14 protein-coding genes are annotated in these 15,567 nt (G+C 74.0%); 6 read left to right on the top strand and 8 right to left on the bottom strand.

What is annotated here, in order from left to right; translation table 11 throughout:
* Positions 1 to 61 precede the first annotated feature (61 nt).
* Complete coding sequence (locus ACFWV2_RS14435) at positions 62 to 1,288, bottom strand: ROK family protein (RefSeq protein ID WP_384405291.1); 1,227 nt, start codon at positions 1,286 to 1,288, stop codon at positions 62 to 64.
* A 114-nt stretch (positions 1,289 to 1,402) separates the two neighbouring features.
* Here ACFWV2_RS14435 and ACFWV2_RS14430 point away from each other — a divergent pair, with 114 nt between their 5' ends.
* Together ACFWV2_RS14430 and ACFWV2_RS14425 are read left to right on the top strand one after the other, a co-directional pair.
* The gene (locus tag ACFWV2_RS14430) at positions 1,403 to 2,635 is read left to right on the top strand and encodes an MFS transporter (protein ID WP_384405290.1); all 1,233 of its coding nucleotides are present in this window, start codon (positions 1,403 to 1,405) and stop codon (positions 2,633 to 2,635) included.
* Positions 2,636 to 2,752: 117 nt separating this feature from the next.
* Entirely contained in the window at positions 2,753 to 3,649 is an 897-nt protein-coding gene (locus ACFWV2_RS14425) for a maleylpyruvate isomerase family mycothiol-dependent enzyme (RefSeq protein WP_384405343.1), read from the top strand.
* A gap of 168 nt (positions 3,650 to 3,817) precedes the next feature.
* Here ACFWV2_RS14425 and ACFWV2_RS14420 read toward each other — a convergent pair whose 3' ends face one another.
* The gene (locus tag ACFWV2_RS14420) at positions 3,818 to 5,299 is read right to left on the bottom strand and encodes a geranylgeranyl reductase family protein (RefSeq protein WP_384405342.1); all 1,482 of its coding nucleotides are present in this window, start codon (positions 5,297 to 5,299) and stop codon (positions 3,818 to 3,820) included.
* 359 nt (positions 5,300 to 5,658) lie between these two features.
* On the opposite strand from ACFWV2_RS14420, the gene ACFWV2_RS14415 reads away from it, so the two are divergent.
* Together ACFWV2_RS14415 and ACFWV2_RS14410 are read left to right on the top strand one after the other, a co-directional pair.
* Positions 5,659 to 7,023, top strand: a complete 1,365-nt coding sequence (locus tag ACFWV2_RS14415) for a dipeptidase (protein ID WP_384405289.1) — start codon at positions 5,659 to 5,661, stop codon at positions 7,021 to 7,023.
* Between the two features lie 85 nt (positions 7,024 to 7,108).
* A complete protein-coding gene (locus ACFWV2_RS14410; protein ID WP_384405288.1) occupies positions 7,109 to 7,789 on the top strand; it encodes an MBL fold metallo-hydrolase in 681 nt (226 codons plus the stop codon).
* Between the two features lie 13 nt (positions 7,790 to 7,802).
* On the opposite strand, the gene ACFWV2_RS14405 is transcribed toward ACFWV2_RS14410, so the two are convergent.
* Positions 7,803 to 8,837: an NUDIX domain-containing protein gene (locus ACFWV2_RS14405; RefSeq protein WP_384405287.1), complete on the bottom strand. Its 1,035-nt coding sequence runs from the start codon at positions 8,835 to 8,837 to the stop codon at positions 7,803 to 7,805.
* Between the two features lie 138 nt (positions 8,838 to 8,975).
* Here ACFWV2_RS14405 and ACFWV2_RS14400 point away from each other — a divergent pair, with 138 nt between their 5' ends.
* Complete coding sequence (locus tag ACFWV2_RS14400) at positions 8,976 to 9,158, top strand: hypothetical protein (RefSeq protein WP_384405286.1); 183 nt, start codon at positions 8,976 to 8,978, stop codon at positions 9,156 to 9,158.
* A gap of 23 nt (positions 9,159 to 9,181) precedes the next feature.
* Here the strand turns inward: ACFWV2_RS14400 and ACFWV2_RS14395 are convergent, their stop codons facing one another.
* Positions 9,182 to 10,162 carry an ROK family protein gene (locus tag ACFWV2_RS14395; protein ID WP_384405285.1) on the bottom strand — a complete coding sequence of 327 codons (981 nt, stop codon included), beginning with the start codon at positions 10,160 to 10,162 and terminating at the stop codon, positions 9,182 to 9,184.
* 134 nt (positions 10,163 to 10,296) lie between these two features.
* Between ACFWV2_RS14395 and ACFWV2_RS14390 the strand changes: the two genes are divergently transcribed.
* The gene (locus ACFWV2_RS14390) at positions 10,297 to 11,331 is read left to right on the top strand and encodes a LacI family DNA-binding transcriptional regulator (protein WP_384405284.1); all 1,035 of its coding nucleotides are present in this window, start codon (positions 10,297 to 10,299) and stop codon (positions 11,329 to 11,331) included.
* Between the two features lie 191 nt (positions 11,332 to 11,522).
* Here the strand turns inward: ACFWV2_RS14390 and ACFWV2_RS14385 are convergent, their stop codons facing one another.
* The 4 genes from ACFWV2_RS14385 to ACFWV2_RS14370 all read right to left on the bottom strand — a co-directional run bounded on the left by ACFWV2_RS14385 (position 11,523) and on the right by ACFWV2_RS14370 (position 15,523).
* Positions 11,523 to 12,812, bottom strand: coding sequence for a DUF6986 family protein (locus ACFWV2_RS14385; protein WP_384405283.1), 1,290 nt, complete (start codon positions 12,810 to 12,812; stop codon positions 11,523 to 11,525).
* A gap of 153 nt (positions 12,813 to 12,965) precedes the next feature.
* Complete coding sequence (locus tag ACFWV2_RS14380; RefSeq protein WP_384405282.1) at positions 12,966 to 13,928, bottom strand: electron transfer flavoprotein subunit alpha/FixB family protein; 963 nt, start codon at positions 13,926 to 13,928, stop codon at positions 12,966 to 12,968.
* A gap of 85 nt (positions 13,929 to 14,013) precedes the next feature.
* Positions 14,014 to 14,799 carry an electron transfer flavoprotein subunit beta/FixA family protein gene (locus ACFWV2_RS14375; RefSeq protein ID WP_360791143.1) on the bottom strand — a complete coding sequence of 262 codons (786 nt, stop codon included), beginning with the start codon at positions 14,797 to 14,799 and terminating at the stop codon, positions 14,014 to 14,016.
* Positions 14,800 to 14,998: 199 nt separating this feature from the next.
* Entirely contained in the window at positions 14,999 to 15,523 is a 525-nt protein-coding gene (locus tag ACFWV2_RS14370; protein WP_384405281.1) for a flavin reductase family protein, read from the bottom strand.
* Between the last annotated feature and the right edge of the window lie 44 nt (positions 15,524 to 15,567).

Here is a 15,567-nt window from a genome sequence, read left to right as displayed (position 1 = left end):
GGCCGCGGGGCCTGTCCGGTCTCTCGTACGGGGCGGAGGCCGGGCCGCGGTCCGAGCCGCCTCAGACCGGTTCGCGGCCCAGGGCGGCCAGGGGGTCGTCCAGGACCGGTTGCCAGGCCAGTTCGGCGGCGCCGACGAGGCTGTTGTGGTCCAGGGTGCAGGGCAGGATCGGCACTCCGCCGCTGCGGCCCCACAGGCTGCGGTCGGCGACGACCGCGCGGAGGCGCTCGGGGTCGGCGTCGAGGAGCTCGCGGTGCAGGCCGCCGAGGATGATCCGGTCGGGGTTGAGGATGTTCACCAGACCGGCCAGGCCGAGCCCCAGACGGTCGATCAGCTCCCCGACGGCGACCCGGACCCCCGGATCGTCGGGACTGGTGCGCAGCAGGTCGCGGGACTGCTGGAGCAGGGACACCTCGGGGCCGGGGGTGCGGCCCGCGACCGTGAGGAAGGCGAGCGGGTCGGTCTCGACGTCGAGGCAGCCACGGCTGCCGCAGTGGCAGGGGCGGCCCTCGGGGTTCACGGTGAGGTGACCGACCTCGAGGGCGAGACCCGCACTGCCGGTGTGGAGGCGCCCGTCGAGGACGAGCGCGCCACCGACCCCCCGGTGGCCGGTGGCCACGCAGAGCAGGTCCCGCGCCCCGCGCCCCGCGCCGTGGCGGTGCTCGGCGAGGGCGGCGAGGTTCACGTCGTTGCCGGTGAAGGCGGGCCCTTCGATGCCGGCGGCCCGTACCCGTTCCGCGAAGATCTCCCGGACCGGCGCCCCGGCGGGCCAGGCGAGGTGGAGCGGGTTGAGCGCGGTGCCCTCGGGCTCGGCCACGGCGGAGGGGGCGGCGAGTCCGGCGCCCACGCACCGACGGCCGGTCTCCCGGAGCAGCGCGGCCCCGGCGTCGACGACGGCACCGAGGACCTGGGCGGGGTCGGCGGAGACGGTGACGCAGCCGGGGGCGGTGGCGACGATCGTCCCGCCGAGACCGACGAGTGCGGCGCGGAAACCGTCGGCGTGGACCTGGGCGGCGAGGGCCACGGGGCCCTTCTCGTCGACGGCGAGGCGGTGCGAGGGGCGCCCCTGGGAGCCTGCGGCGGCGCCGGGGTTGGAGTCGACGCGGATGAGACCGAGGGCCTCCAGTTCGGCGGCGACCGCGCCGGCGGTGGCCCGGGTGACTCCGAGTTCGGCGGTCAGGACGGCCCGGGTCGGCGCCCTGCCCGTGTGCACCAGCTCCAGTGCGGGGCCGAGCGCGTTGCGCCCCCTGTCCAGCCGTGTCCGGGTCGTCGTCGCCTTGCCGTTCATGGGTGGGAGTCTCCCATGATCGGACGGCGGGAGGTCCCGTACCCCTGTGGTCCGAAGGCGCGGAGGCTCACCGACCGCTTGCCCGCCGGCGCGGGCTCCCCCTATCCTGAGTTTGTGCCGCTACTAAACAAAGTACGGACGGCCGCCTCGGGGGGCTCCGGCGGAGACACCGCCACCCGCTCCCTGTCCCGCCTCCGCCTCGCCCTGACTCTCTTCTTCGCGCTCGACGGCTTCCTGTTCGCCGGCTGGGTCGTCCGCATCCCCGCCGTCAAGCAGCAGACCGGCGCCACGGCCGGCGACCTCGGCCTCGCCCTCCTCGGTGTGTCCGCCGGCGCCGTGATCACCATGACGCTGACCGGCCGGCTCTGCCGCCGGTACGGGTCCCACGCGGTCACCGTCGCCACGGGCGTCCTCCTCTCCCTCTCCGTCGCCCTGCCCCCGCTCACGCGCTCGCCGCTCGCCCTGGGACTCGTCCTGCTCGTCTTCGGCGCCGCGTACGGGGGGATCAACGTCGCCATGAACAGCGCCGCCGTGGATCTCGTGGCCGCGCTCCGGCGCCCCGTCATGCCGAGCTTCCACGCCGCCTTCAGCCTCGGCGGCATGATCGGCGCGGGCCTCGGCGGACTGCTCGCGGGGAGCCTCTCCCCGACCGCCCACCTCCTCGGCCTCGCCGGCGCCGGTCTGGTCCTCACGGCCCTCGCCGGTCCCGTACTCCTGCGCCACCCCTCCCCCGCCCCGCCGCCCGAGTCCCTCGCGCCCGCCGCCCACGTCTCCGACGGCTCCTCGCGGAGCGGGACGCGCCGTACCGTGCTGGTCTTCGGGGTGATCGCCCTCTGCACGGCCTACGGCGAGGGGGCACTCGCCGACTGGGGCGCCCTCCACCTGGAGCAGGACCTGGGCGCGCACCCCGGGGTGGCCGCCGCCGGGTACTCCGTCTTCGCGCTGACGATGACCGTAGGACGCCTGACCGGCACCGCCCTCCTCGAACGCCTCGGCCAGACCCGGACCCTGGTCGCGGGCGGTGCGACGGCCGCCGCCGGCATGCTGCTCGGCGCGCTCGCACCGACCGTCTGGGCCACCCTCCTGGGCTTCGCCGTCACCGGCCTCGGACTCGCCAACATCTTTCCCGTCGCCGTGGCCCGCGCGGGCGCCGTCGCAGGACCCGCCGGGGTGGCGACCGCGTCCACGCTCGGCTACGGAGGGATGCTGCTCGGCCCACCGTCGATCGGGTTCCTCGCCGACTGGTTCTCCCTGCCGCTGGCCCTCACCACGGTCGCCGTGCTCGCCGCGGGCGCGGCGGCGATGGGCTACTGGGTACGGAACGCGGGGGCGGAATCGGTGAGTTGAGCCGCCCCGGGGCGCCGCACCCGCGGCGGACTCCCCTCGGCCGCTGACCGGGAACCCCTCCGCGGCACGCCCGTGGCTGCGAGAATCCCGCCCATGGACGCGATCACCGGGGGAACCATGAAGATCACGGAACACATCGACGTGCTGGAGACCGCCGGCCGGCGCCTCGCCGAGGCGGCGGCCGCCGCCGGGCCGGACGCGGAGGTGCCGACCTGCCCGGGGTGGCGGATCCGGGACGTCCTGCGGCACACGACGATGGTGCACCGCTGGGCCGCGTCCTACGTGGCCGAGGGCCGCACCACGTACCAGCGGGGCGCCGTCGAGCCGGCGCTCGACGGTGACGCGCTGCTCGCCCACTACCGCGAGGGGCACGCGGGCCTCGTCGCCACCCTGCGCGCGGCGCCGGAGACGCTGGAGTGCCTGATGCTCTTCCCCGCGCCCTCGCCGCTCGCCTTCTGGGCGCGACGGCAGGCGCACGAGACGACCGTCCACCGGGCGGACGCCGAGTCGGCGCTCGCGACCGGCCCCGGACCGGTGGACCCGACGGTCGCCGCCGACGGCATCGACGAGCTGCTGCGCGGGTTCCACGGCCGGGACCGCAGCCGCGTGCGGACTGCCGGGCCACGGACGATGCGGGTACGCACGACGGACACGGGCGACGTCTGGACCGTACGCCTGTCGGCGACGGAGCCGCCCCGCGCGCAACGGGAGGGGCGGTCGTCGGTCGTGGGGGCGGATGCCGCCGCGGAGGTTGTCATCGATACGGCTTCGGGTGCGGGTTCGGTAGCCGCTTCGGGTTCGGGTCCGGAGTCGGTGGCCGCTTCGGGTTCGGGTCCGGAGTCGGTGGCCGCTTCGGCTTCGGGTCCGGGTTCGGCGGACATCGAACTGAGCGGGCCCGCCGACCGTCTGTACCTGACCCTGTGGAACCGCCTGCCGACCGACGCCGTGACGGTCACCGGGGACGAGGAGCTCGCGCGGCTGTGGCGGGAGACCTCGGGGATCACCTGGGCCTGAGCGGAGGGCCCGCGGGGCGGGACGCGCTCAGCCGCGCGGCAACAGACCCGCCTCCTGGCCCGGTCCCCGTCTTCCGCCACACGACGACGGGCCCCGCCACGCCGGCCGCGTGAACCGGCCGGAGCGGCGGAGCCCGTCCGCTGCCTCACTCACCCCCGCGTCGAGGCGTCAGGACGCCTCCGGTGCGTCGGACGCCTCCGTGTCCTTGGCAGACTCCGCGCCCTTGCGAGACTCCGCTCCCCTGGGAGAATCCGCACCCTGGGGAGAATCCGAAGCCTTGCCAGACGCCGACGAAGCCGCGGGAAGCGCGGCGTCCCCCGGGGAATCCGCATCCCCGGCAGAATCCTCCGACAACGACCCCGACCCCGACGCCTCCGCCGCCGACCGTTCCCGCTGTCCGACCCCGCGTCCCGCCGGGCCGACACCGGACACGGTGTCCATCCGCCGGTCCAGGACCTCGAGCGCCCGCCGGGCCATGCCGTTCGAGCGGACCATGCCGCCGAGCGTCGCCGAACCCCGGGTGATGTCGGCGAACGCGTTCCACGCCGGCCGCAGCCCCGTGATCGTCGCGTGCAGCAGCCCGGGCCGCCGCTCGAACAGCGCGAGCATCCGCCGCCCGACCGCCATCTCGACACCCAGCCCCGCCTTGATGGCGAAGGCGTAGTTGAGGGCCTGACGCCGGGCGTCGACCGCGTCCCCGGCCTCGGCGACCCGCACGGCCCACTCCCCCGCGAGGCGGCCCGAGCGGAGCGCGTACGAGATGCCCTCACGCGTCCACGGTTCCAGGAGTCCGGCGGCGTCACCGCAGACCAGGACCCGGCCCCGGGAGAGCGGCGAGTCGTCGGTGCGGCAGCGCGTCAGATGGCCGGAGGAGATCGCGGGCTCGAAGCCGGACAGGCCGAGCCGGGCGACGAAGTCCTCCAGGTACCGCTTGGTGGCGGCGCCCTCGCCCCGGGCGGAGATGACGCCGACGGTCAGCGTGTCCCCCTTGGGGAAGACCCACCCGTAACTGCCGGGCATCGGGCCCCAGTCGATGAGGACGCGCCCCTTCCAGTCCTCGGCCACCGACGGAGGTACGGGGATCTCCGCCTCCAGACCGAGGTCGACCTGACCGAGCTTCACCCCGACGTGCGCCCCTATGCGGCTCGCGCTGCCGTCGGCCCCGACGACCGCGCGCGCGAGCACCGTCTCGCCGTCGGCGAGGACGACGGCGACGGTCCGCCGGTCGGGGACGGCCGGGCCGTGCTGCTCCACCCGGGTGACCGTGGCCCCGGTCCGCAGCTCGGCACCCGCCTTCTGCGCGTGCTCGACGAGCTGGGCGTCGAACTCCGGGCGGTTGATGAGCCCGAAGAGCATGCGGCGGGAGCGGCGGGTACGGGCGAAGCGCCCCTGGAGGGAGAAGGTGACGGCGTGCACCCGGTCCTGGAGGGGGAGTTCGAAGCCGGGCGGCAGCGAGTCGCGGGAGGGGCCGATGATGCCGCCGCCGCACGTCTTGTAGCGGGGCAGCTCGGACTTCTCCAGGAGCAGCACCCGACGCCCGGCCACGGCCGCCGCGTAGGCCGCGGTCGCCCCGGCCGGACCGGCGCCGACGACCACGACGTCCCAGACGTCGCCGTCCCCGTCACCGTCACCGGCCGCCGACGGATCCACGTCCGCCGTGGCACCCCCGTCCGTCGGATCCACGTCCGCCTTCGGCTCCACGTCCGCGGGATCCGCTTCCGCCCCCCGGTCCGCTTCCGCCGCGTCGTCCACGTCCGCCGCCCCGTCCACACCGATGCCCTCAGGAGCCGCGCCCTCGGGCGAGGTGTTCTCCGGACCGGCGTTCTCTGCGTGCTCGCTGCTCACGATGTGCTTCTGCTCCTGATCCGACCGGTGGTCTGCTCCTGACGCATCCTACGGCGCGGTCGCCAGGGGCCCGCGCCGTAGGATCGGCGGTGCGTTCGTCGTACCACGACATACGCCGATCGCCGTCCTTACGTCGTAACGTCGCACCCACCAGGAGCGTGCCCATGACCTCGAATCCGATCGCCGAGACCGTACGGTCCCTGATGCCCAGGGCCAAGGCCGAGCTCGCCGAACTGGTGGCCTTCGAGTCGGTGGCGGACGAGGCCGTGGCGCCGCGCAGCGAGTGCGAGGCGGCGGCGAACTGGGTCGCCGACGCCCTGCGGGCCGAGGAATTCGAGGACGTGGCGCTGCTCGACACCCCGGACGGTTCGCAGGCGGTGTACGGCATCCTGCCCGGCCCGGCCGGAGCGCCGACGGTCCTCCTCTACGCGCACTACGACGTGCAGCCGAAGCTGGACGAGTCCGCCTGGCTCACCCCGCCGTTCGAGCTGACCGAGCGCGACGGACGCTGGTACGGGCGCGGCACCGCCGACTGCAAGGGCGGCTTCGTCCTGCACCTGCTCGCGCTGCGCGCCCTGAAGGCGAACGGCGGTGTCCCGGTGACGGTCAAGGTGATCGTCGAGGGGTCGGAGGAGCAGGGGACCGGCGGCCTGGAGCGGTACGCCGAGCAGCACCCCGAACTCCTCGCGTCCGACGCCATCGTGATCGGCGACGCGGGGAACTTCCGGGTGGGTCTTCCGACGGTGACGGCGACCCTGCGGGGGATGACGATGATCCGGGTGCGGATCGACACCCTGGAGGGCAACCTGCACTCCGGCCAGTTCGGCGGCGCCGCGCCGGACGCGCTGGCCGCGCTGATCCGCGTACTGGACTCGCTGCGCGGCCCGGACGGTTCGACCGTCATCGACGGCCTCCCGTGCGACAGCGCGTGGGAGGGCCTGCAGTACCCGGAGGACGACTTCCGCCGGGACGCCAAGGTTCTCTCGGGCGTGGCCCTGCCGGGCGCCGGTACGGTCGCCGACCGGATCTGGGCGCGCCCCGCCGTCACCGTCGTCGGCATCGACTGCCATCCGGTGGCCGGCGCGACCCCCTCCATCCCGTCGTCCGCGCGTGCCCAGATCAGCCTGCGGGTGCCACCGGGCCAGGACGCGGCGGAGGCGACGAAGCTGCTGTTCGCGCACATCGAGAAGCACACGCCGTGGAACGCGCGGGTCTCCCTCGAACAGGTGGGTCAGGGCCAGCCGTTCCAGGCGGACACGTCGAGCCCGGCGTACGCGTCGATGGCCGAGGCGATGCGGATCGCGTACCCGGGTCAGGAGATGCAGGCGGCGGGCATGGGCGGTTCGATCCCGCTGTGCAACACGCTGGCCGAGCTGTACCCGGAGGCGGAGATCCTGCTGATCGGTCTGAGCGAGCCGGAGGCGCAGATCCACGCGCCCAACGAGTCGGTCTCCCCCGAGGAGCTGGAGCGGCTCTCGGTGGCGGAGGCGCACTTCCTGCTCGGTTACGCCCGCTCGAAGCAGGTCTGACCGGACGTCGGGTTCAGCGCTCGGCGAAGCTCGCCGAGAGCGTAGGAACACGCGGCGGGCCTGCGCGGATGCGTAGGTTCGCCGTATGGAACCCACTCGGATCACCCCGCGGCTGCACCTCCTCGACTTCTCCATCGGACAGGCCTACCTCTGGCGGGACGAGGAGGAGCTGACCCTGATCGACGCCGGCTGGGCCGGCACGGCGACCGGGACGGCGACGGCGATACGGGCGGCCGGCCTGGACCCGGACCGGCTGCGCCGCGTCGTGCTGACCCACTGCCACCGGGACCACGTGGGCGCGGCGCAGGAGCTCGCGGACCGGCACGGCGCGGAGATCCTCGCGCACCGGCTCGACGCTCCGGTGGTCCGGGGCGAGGCGCCGGTGCCGGAACCCGACCTCCTCGACTGGGAGGTGCCGCTGTTCGCGCACGGGCTCACCGTGCCGGAGGCGCCGCCGACCCGGGTGGACCGGGAGGTCGAGGACGGTGAGGAGCTGGGCTTCGGCGACGGCGCGGTGGTGGTCCACACGCCGGGGCACACGCCCGGCTCGATCGCCGTGCATCTGCCGCGCCATGGCGTGCTGTTCACCGGGGACACGGTGGCGTCCGTCCAGGGCGTGACCTTCGGTGTGTTCCACGGGGACCGCGCGGCGGCGCTCGACTCGATGCGGCGCCTCGCGAAGCTCGCCCCCTCGGTGCTGTGCTGCGGCCACGGCGCTCCGGTGACCGAGGACGCGGCGGCCCTGCTCGCCGCCGCGGCCGGATAGGGCCCGACGACCGTCAGCCCACCGGGACTCCGGCCTCCAGGTTGAGCACCGTGCCGCGTTCGCGGGCGCGCAGGGCCCAGCGCAGGCGGCGGTAGCGGACGGGCGGGAGGAGTTCGGCGGCCTCGTCCTCGGTGACGAAGCGCCAGTCGCGCAGTTCGGCGCCTGGGAGGCGGAGGCGCGCGGTGTGCTCGGGGCCGAGCCTGCCGCCGTCGAAGAGGAGACGCAGTCCTCCGTAGCCGGGCGGCTGGGGGCGTTCCCAGTCGACGAGGAGGAGACGGGGCACGGCGTCGAGTTCGAGGCCTATCTCCTCGGCCACCTCGCGCATCCCGGCGCGGGCCGGGGGTTCGCCGGGTTCGACGACGCCGCCGGGGAACTCCCAGCCGGGCTTGTAGGTGGGGTCGACCAGGAGGAAGCGGTCCTGGTCGTCGAAGAGCAGGACGCCGGCGGCGAGGGTCTCGCCTGTCGGGTCGGGGGTCTGGACGATGCCGCACGAGGGGACGCGTCCGGTGCGGACCGCGTCGGCGATCGACCGGGCGGCCTCGGCCGCGGTGAGCGCCGAGGTGTCGAGGGTGTACGCGTCGGCGCTCAGCCAGTCGTGGGCGGCTCGGTAGGGTCCGAGGTGCGCGTGGCACCACTCGCGCGCACGGGCGTCGACCTCGGGGTCGCCGTACTCCGACCGGCCGTCGATCCGCTCTCGCAGGATCGTTTCCTCCGGGTCGAGCAGGACGTGGCGCACCTCGATGCGGCGGGCGGCGAGCCCTCCGAAGATCTCGTCCCGGTACTCCTGCCGGAGCAGGGTCATGGGGACGACGAGGACGCCTCCCACCTCGGCGAGCAGGGCGGCGGCGGTGTCGACGACCAGGCGCCGCCAGATCGGCAGGTCCTGGTAGTCCTCGACCTCGGCGAGCCGTTTGGCCGGGAGAAGCCCGCGCAGACCCCCGCCGGTGAGCTCGGGGTCGTACAGCGTGCTGTTCGGGATCAGCTCGACCAGCTCACGCGCGGTGCTGGACTTTCCCGCGCCGAACGCACCGTTGATCCAGACGATCACGATTCCCCCTCATCGGTAGCCCCCAGTGGCTTGCCCGCAACACCCTGCCACGGAAACCCGCGAACCGCGGGTCTCGGCATGTGCGTGACACTTCCGCACACGCGTCGTTGAGATCGGCAGGCACGAGGGGGTGCGCGGATGAGTCGTAGGGTTCTCGAACGTTTTCCGGCCGGCGGCCCGCGGGGCAGTTGGCCGGCGGAGGAGTTCGCCGGCGCGCGGCGCGACGAGGGGGTGCCGGCCCGGGTCGTGATGGACCTGGAGTCCGACACGTTCCTGGTGGTCGTGGAACAGCGCGCGCCGGAGCGGGTACGGAGGGAATGACGGCGGGCGGATCCCCCGGGGTCCTACGCCTTCGGGCTCCCCGTGTCGAGGACGCTCCCCGCGCTCGCGGCGGCCGCCGCGCCCAGGAGGCCCGCGTCGGTTCCCGTGACGGCGGGGACGACGCGCAGGCCGCGGACGAAGGAGAGCGTGGCGTACGAGGCGAGGCCGCGGCGGAGCGGGGCGAAGAGGATCTCTCCGGCCCTCGCGACTCCGCCGCCGACGACCGCGATGTCGATCTCCACGAGGGCCGCCGTCGCGGCGATGCCCGCCGCGAGGGCCTGGGCCGCCCGCTCGTAGGAGGCGATGGCGACCGGGTCGCCCGCGCGTGCGGCGTCGGCCACGGCGGCGGCGGAGACATCGCCGTCGGGTCCCGGCCGCCAGCCGTTCTCCAGGGCGCGGCGGGCAAGGTGGGGGCCGCTGGCGACGCGCTCGACGCAGCCGCGGCCGCCGCAGGCGCAGGGCTCGCCGTCCATGTCCACCACCATGTGGCCGATGTGACCGGCGTTGCCCGTGGGGCCGGGGTGGACCCGGCCGCCCAGGACGAGGCCGCCGCCGACGCCCGTGGAGACGACGAGGCAGAGAGCGTTGTCGTGGCCCCGGGCGGCGCCGAGCCAGTGCTCGGCCGCCGTCATGGCGACGCCGTCGCCGACCAGGGTGACGGGTCGTCCGCCCGTGGCCCGGTGAACCCGTTCGACGAGGGGGAAGTCGCGCCAGCCGGGCACGTTGACCGGGCTCACCGTCCCCCGGCCCGCGTCGACGGGGCCCGCGCTGCCGATGCCGACGGCCCCTGCGCCCTCCCACAGCGGCGAGGCCGCGAGGTCGGCGAGCACGCCCTCGACCGCGCCCATCACCGTCTCGCCGTCCTCACGCGCGGGCGTGGGCCGCTGGGAGCGGACCCGGACGCGGCCCTCCCCGTCGACCAGGGCGCCGGCGATCTTGGTGCCCCCGATGTCCAGGGCGACGACCAGACCGTCGGCGGGGCCCGTGGCGGGATCGGTCTGCATGGCGCGGGGTCTCCAGTCGGCGACGCGGGCGGAACGGTGTCGCGTACAGTCTCCCGCGCTGTGACAACGTTGTCCAGGCTCTATGCTTCCGAGAGACGCAGCACCACCGATCTTCGACGGAGGAACCCCCCACCGTGGCCGACACCGCCCGCCGACCCGAGCACCGCTACGGCAACCGGCCCACGATGAAGGACGTCGCCGCGCGCGCGGGCGTCGGCCTGAAGACGGTGTCCCGGGTCGTGAACGGGGAGCCGGGGGTCACCCCCGACACCGAGCGCCGGGTCCAGGAGGCCATCGAGGCCCTCGGCTTCCGCCGCAACGACAGCGCGCGCGTGCTGCGCAAGGGGAGGACCGCGACCGTCGGCCTCGTCCTCGAGGATCTCGCCGATCCGTTCTACGGGCCGCTCAGCCGGGCGGTCGAGGAGGTGGCGCGGGCGCACGGCGCCCTGCTCATCAACGGTTCGAGCGCCGAGGACCCGGATCGGGAGCAGGAGTTGGCGCTCGCCCTGTGCGCGCGCCGCGTCGACGGCCTGATCGTGATCCCCGCGGGTGACGACCACCGGTATCTGGAACCCGAGATGAGGGCGGGGGTCGCCACCGTCTTCGTCGACCGCCCGGCAGGGCTGATCGAGGCCGACGCCGTCCTCTCGGACAGCTTCGGCGGCGCCCGCGACGGGGTGGCCCATCTGATCGCCCAAGGGCACCGCCGCATCGGCTTCATCGGTGACCGTCCCCGGATCCACACGTCCGCCGAGCGGTTGCGCGGTTACCGCGCGGCCATGGAGGACGCGGGTCTGCCGGTCCGGGACGCCTGGGTCTCCGCCGGCTCCACGGACCCGGAGCGGGTGACCTCGGCCGTACGGGAGCTCCTCGCCGGACCTGAGCCGGTGACGGCGCTGTTCGCGGGGAACAACCGGGTCACGGTCACGGCGGTCCGGGCCCTCGCCGGGCGTGCGCGGCCGGTCGCTCTGGTCGGCTTCGACGACATCGAGCTGGCCGACCTGCTCGGGGTCACGGTCATCGCGCAGGACGCGGCCGCGCTCGGCCGGACGGCAGCGGAGCGCCTGTTCCGGCGCCTCGACGGGGCCGCCGAGGCGCCGCGACGGGTGGTGCTCGGCACCACGCTCATCCCCCGTGGATCGGGCGAGATCCGGCCGCCGACCGACTGAGTGCGGCAGGACGACCAGCACGCACGGGCTGATCGGAACCGCAGAGCAGAAGGACTCGCCCCGCAGGGAGCGCAACCGTGCGGCGAGGTTCCCCGTCGCTGGTGCTGTACGCGGGCCGCTGGTGCTGGCCGCCGGACGCCCGTCAGCTCCGCCGGACGGACCGGCCGACCGGCGTCCGGGCTCGCGCCCGGCTACTCGGCGGAGGCCGTGAGGTCGCCGCGGCGCGGGGCGGCGAAGCGGTCGAGGGCGGCGCGGTCCATGCCGGTGAGCGCGTCGACCTCGGCGGTGTCGAGGGCACCGCAGTCGATGCCGCGCAGCAGGTAGGAGCTGAGGGCCTTGGCGGTGGCGGGCTCGTCCATGACGTCGCCGCCGGCGTGGTTGGCGTAGGCGGAGAGGCGCTTGGCCGCCGCCTCGAAGCCCTCGCGGTAGAAGGCGAAGACGGCGGCGTAGCGGGTCGGGATGTGGCCCGGGTGCATGTCCCAGCCCTGGTAGTAGGCGCGGGCGAGGGCGCGGCGGGTGAGGCCGTAGTGGAGCCGCCAGGCCTCGTGGACGTGCTCCTTCGAGCCGACCGGGAGGACGTTGGTGGAGCCGTCGGAGACGCGGACGCCCGTACCCGCGGCGGCGACCTGCATGATCGCCTTGGCGTGGTCGGCGGCCGGGTGGTCGCTCGCCTGGTAGGCGGCGGAGACGCCGAGGCAGGCGCTGTAGTCGAAGGTGCCGTAGTGCAGTCCGGTGGCGCGGCCCTCGGCGGCGCCGATCATGCGGGCGACGGCGGCGGTGCCGTCGGCGGCGAGGATGGACTGGCTGGTCTCGATCTGGATCTCGAAGCCGAGGCGGCCGGCGTCGAGGCCGTGGGCCTTCTCGAAGGCCTCCAGGAGGCGGACGAAGGCGGTGACCTGCTCGGGGTAGGTGACCTTGGGGAGGGTGAGGACGAGGCCGTCGGGGAGGCCGCCGTTCTCCAGGAGGCCGGTGAGGAAGATGTCCGTGGTGCGGATGCCCCGGTCGCGCACGGCGGCCTCCATGCACTTCATCCGGATGCCCATGTAGGGGGCGGCGGTACCGTTCCCGTACGCCTCGGAGATCAGCCGGGCGGCGCGGGCGGCGTCCTGGTCCTCGTCGGAGCCTCCGTACCCGTCCTCGAAGTCGACCCGGAGGTCCTCGACGGGCTCGCGCTCCAGCTTGGCGCGTACGCGGCCGTAGACGTCCTCGGCGAGGTCGTCGGAGAGGCCGAGGACGGCGGCGAGGGAGGCGGCGTCGGGGGCGTGCTCGTCGAGCGCGGCGAGGGCCCGGTCGCCCCAGGAGCGGATGGTGCCGGCGTCGAAGACGTTCCCGGGGACGTAGACGGTGTGGACGGGCTGGCGGGTGCCGGGGTCTCCCGGGTAGCGGCGGTCCAGCTCGGCGTCCACCGTGGCGAGGGAGGCGCTGATGCCCTCGCTGACCGCGCCCGCGAGGCTTGTCGACACCTTCTCCTGCTGGCCCATCCCGCATCCTCCTGTTTTCCGCTGAACGGAATCAACAATCCGTATGGCGAAGTTAGTAGTCCGTCGGGACCTGAGTCAATGGTTGTCCGAAACGGCCCGGGGCCGCACGGTGAGGGATCACCGTGCGGCCCCGGGCCACGAGAGAACCGCAGGTCAGCCCTTGCGGGTCTTGACCTCGTCGGTCAGCTGCGGGACGACGTCGAAGAGGTCGCCCACCACGCCGTAGTCGACGAGGTCGAAGATCGGCGCCTCGGCGTCCTTGTTGATCGCGACGATCGTCTTGGACGTCTGCATGCCCGCGCGGTGCTGGATCGCGCCGGAGATGCCGGAGGCGATGTACAGCTGCGGGGAGACCGACTTGCCGGTCTGGCCGACCTGGTTGGCGTGCGGGTACCAGCCGGCGTCGACGGCGGCGCGGGAGGCGCCGACGGCCGCGCCGAGGGAGTCGGCGAGCGCCTCGATGATTCCGAAGTTCTCGGCGCCGTTGACACCGCGGCCGCCGGAGACCACGATCGCCGCCTCGGTCAGCTCGGGGCGGCCGGTCGACTCGCGCGGGGTGCGGGCGGTCACCTTGGTGCCGGTGGCCAGCGCGCCGAAGGAGACCGTGAGGGCCTCGACGGCGCCGGCGGCCGGGGCGGCCTCCACGGGGGCCGAGTTCGGCTTGACCGTGATGACCGGGGTGCCCTTGGAGACACGGGACTTGGTGGTGAAGGAGGCGGCGAACGCGGACTGCGTCGCGACCGGGCCCTCGGCACCGGCCTCCAGGTCCACGGCGTCGGTGATGATGCCGGAGCCGATGCGAACCGCGAGACGGGCCGCGATCTCCTTGCCCTCGGCGGAGGACGGCACCAGGACGGCGGCCGGGGACACGGCCTCGTACGCGGCCTGGAGGGCGTCGACCTTCGGGACGACCAGGTAGTCCGCGAACTCGGGGGCCTCGGCGGTCAGGACCTTCACGGCGCCGTGCTCGGCGAGCGCGGCGGCGGTGTCGGCGGCGCCGTTGCCCAGCGCGACGGCGACGGGCTCGCCGAGGCGGCGGGCCAGGGTCAGCAGCTCCAGGGTGGGCTTGCGGACGGCTCCGTCGACGTGGTCGACGTAGACGAGAATCTCAGCCATGGGACTTCAATCTCCTGCGAACGGAAAGGGGCGGGTCTGAGGGGCTCGCGCGGGCCGGACGGACCTCCGGCTCACGGGCTGAGTCTTAGATGAACTTCTGCTCCGCAAGGAAGGCGGCCAGCTGCTTGCCGCCCTCGCCCTCGTCCTTGACGATCGTGCCCGCGGTGCGCGCCGGGCGCTCGGCGGCCGAGTCGACCGCGGTCCAGGCGCCGGCGAGGCCGACCTCGTCCGCGTCGATGTCCAGGTCGTCCAGCTCCAGGGACTCCACCGGCTTCTTCTTGGCGGCCATGATGCCCTTGAAGGAGGGGTAGCGCGCCTCGCCCGACTGGTCCGTCACGGACACGACGGCCGGGAGGGAGGCCTCCAGCTGCTCGGAGGCGGTGTCGCCGTCCCGGCGGCCCTTGACGACCCCGTCCTCGATGGTGACCTCGGAGAGCAGCGTGACCTGCGGGACGCCCAGACGCTCGGCGAGGATCGCCGGGAGGACACCCATGGTGCCGTCGGTGGAGGCCATGCCGGTGATGACGACGTCGTAGCCGGTCTTCTCGATGGCCTTGGCGAGCACCAGCGAGGTACCCATGACGTCGGTGCCGTGCAGGTCGTCGTCCTCGACGTGGACGGCCTTGTCGGCGCCCATCGAGAGCGCCTTGCGCAGCGCGTCCTTGGCGTCCTCGGGGCCGACCGTGAGCACGGTGACCTCGGCGTCGTCGGCCTCTTCGGCGATCTGCAGGGCCTGCTCGACCGCGTACTCGTCGAGCTCCGACAGCAGGCCGTCGACGTCGTCGCGGTCGACCGTGAGGTCGTCCGCGAACTTGCGGTCTCCGGTCGCGTCGGGCACGTACTTCACACAGACAACGATCCTCAAGCTCACGCCGGCTCTCCTACTGCATCGTCATAACTGGGCTGCCTTGTTGCTCGCAGCATAGGCGTCCGAAGGGCGGGTCTCCGGTCGGGGCGCCGGACGCCCCCACCGAGATATTACTCGCCAGTACACCCAGTTCGTTACGAGTAAGCAAGCGCTCAGCCATGTGATCTGGCCAACGCGCGGAAAGCGGCGGGAGCGGGAACTCTCAGTCGCGCAGCGCGTTGAAGCGCCCGTGGTGGTAGAGGAGCGGCCGGCCCGCGCCGTCGGGGTCTCCGGCGACCGCCTGCGCGATCACGATGCGGTGGTCCCCCGCGGGCACCCGGGCCACCACACGGCAGACCATCCAGGCCAGGACGCCGTCGAGCACGGGCACGCCCTCGGGTCCGACGCTCCAGCGCGTCCCGTGGCCGAAGCGGTCGGCGCCGCTGCGCGCGAAGGTGGCGGCGAGCTCCTGCTGGTGCTCGCCGAGTATGTGCACGCCGATGTGCCCGGTCTCGGCGAGCACGGGCCAGCTGGACGAGGAGGTGCCGACCCCGAAGGAGATCAGGGGAGGGTCGGCGGCGACGGAGTTGAGCGAGGTCGCGGTGAAACCGACCGGACGCTCGCCGTACGCGGTGACGACCGCGACACCGGCCGCGTGCCGGCGGAAGACGGAGCGGAGCAGATCGGGAGAGGCCTGCCGGGGGGCGCCGATGGTGGGGACGGCACGGAGCTCGGGCGAAACCGTCATGGAGTTGTCCTTCTGCGAGGGCGGCATGGATGAGGTCCCGGGGT

This window comes from Streptomyces sp. NPDC058671 (genome assembly GCF_042716475.1).
Lineage (GTDB): Bacteria > Actinomycetota > Actinomycetes > Streptomycetales > Streptomycetaceae > Streptomyces.
The sequence above is the reverse complement of the archived record's forward strand: the minus strand, read 5'-3'. Positions and strand labels throughout refer to the sequence as shown.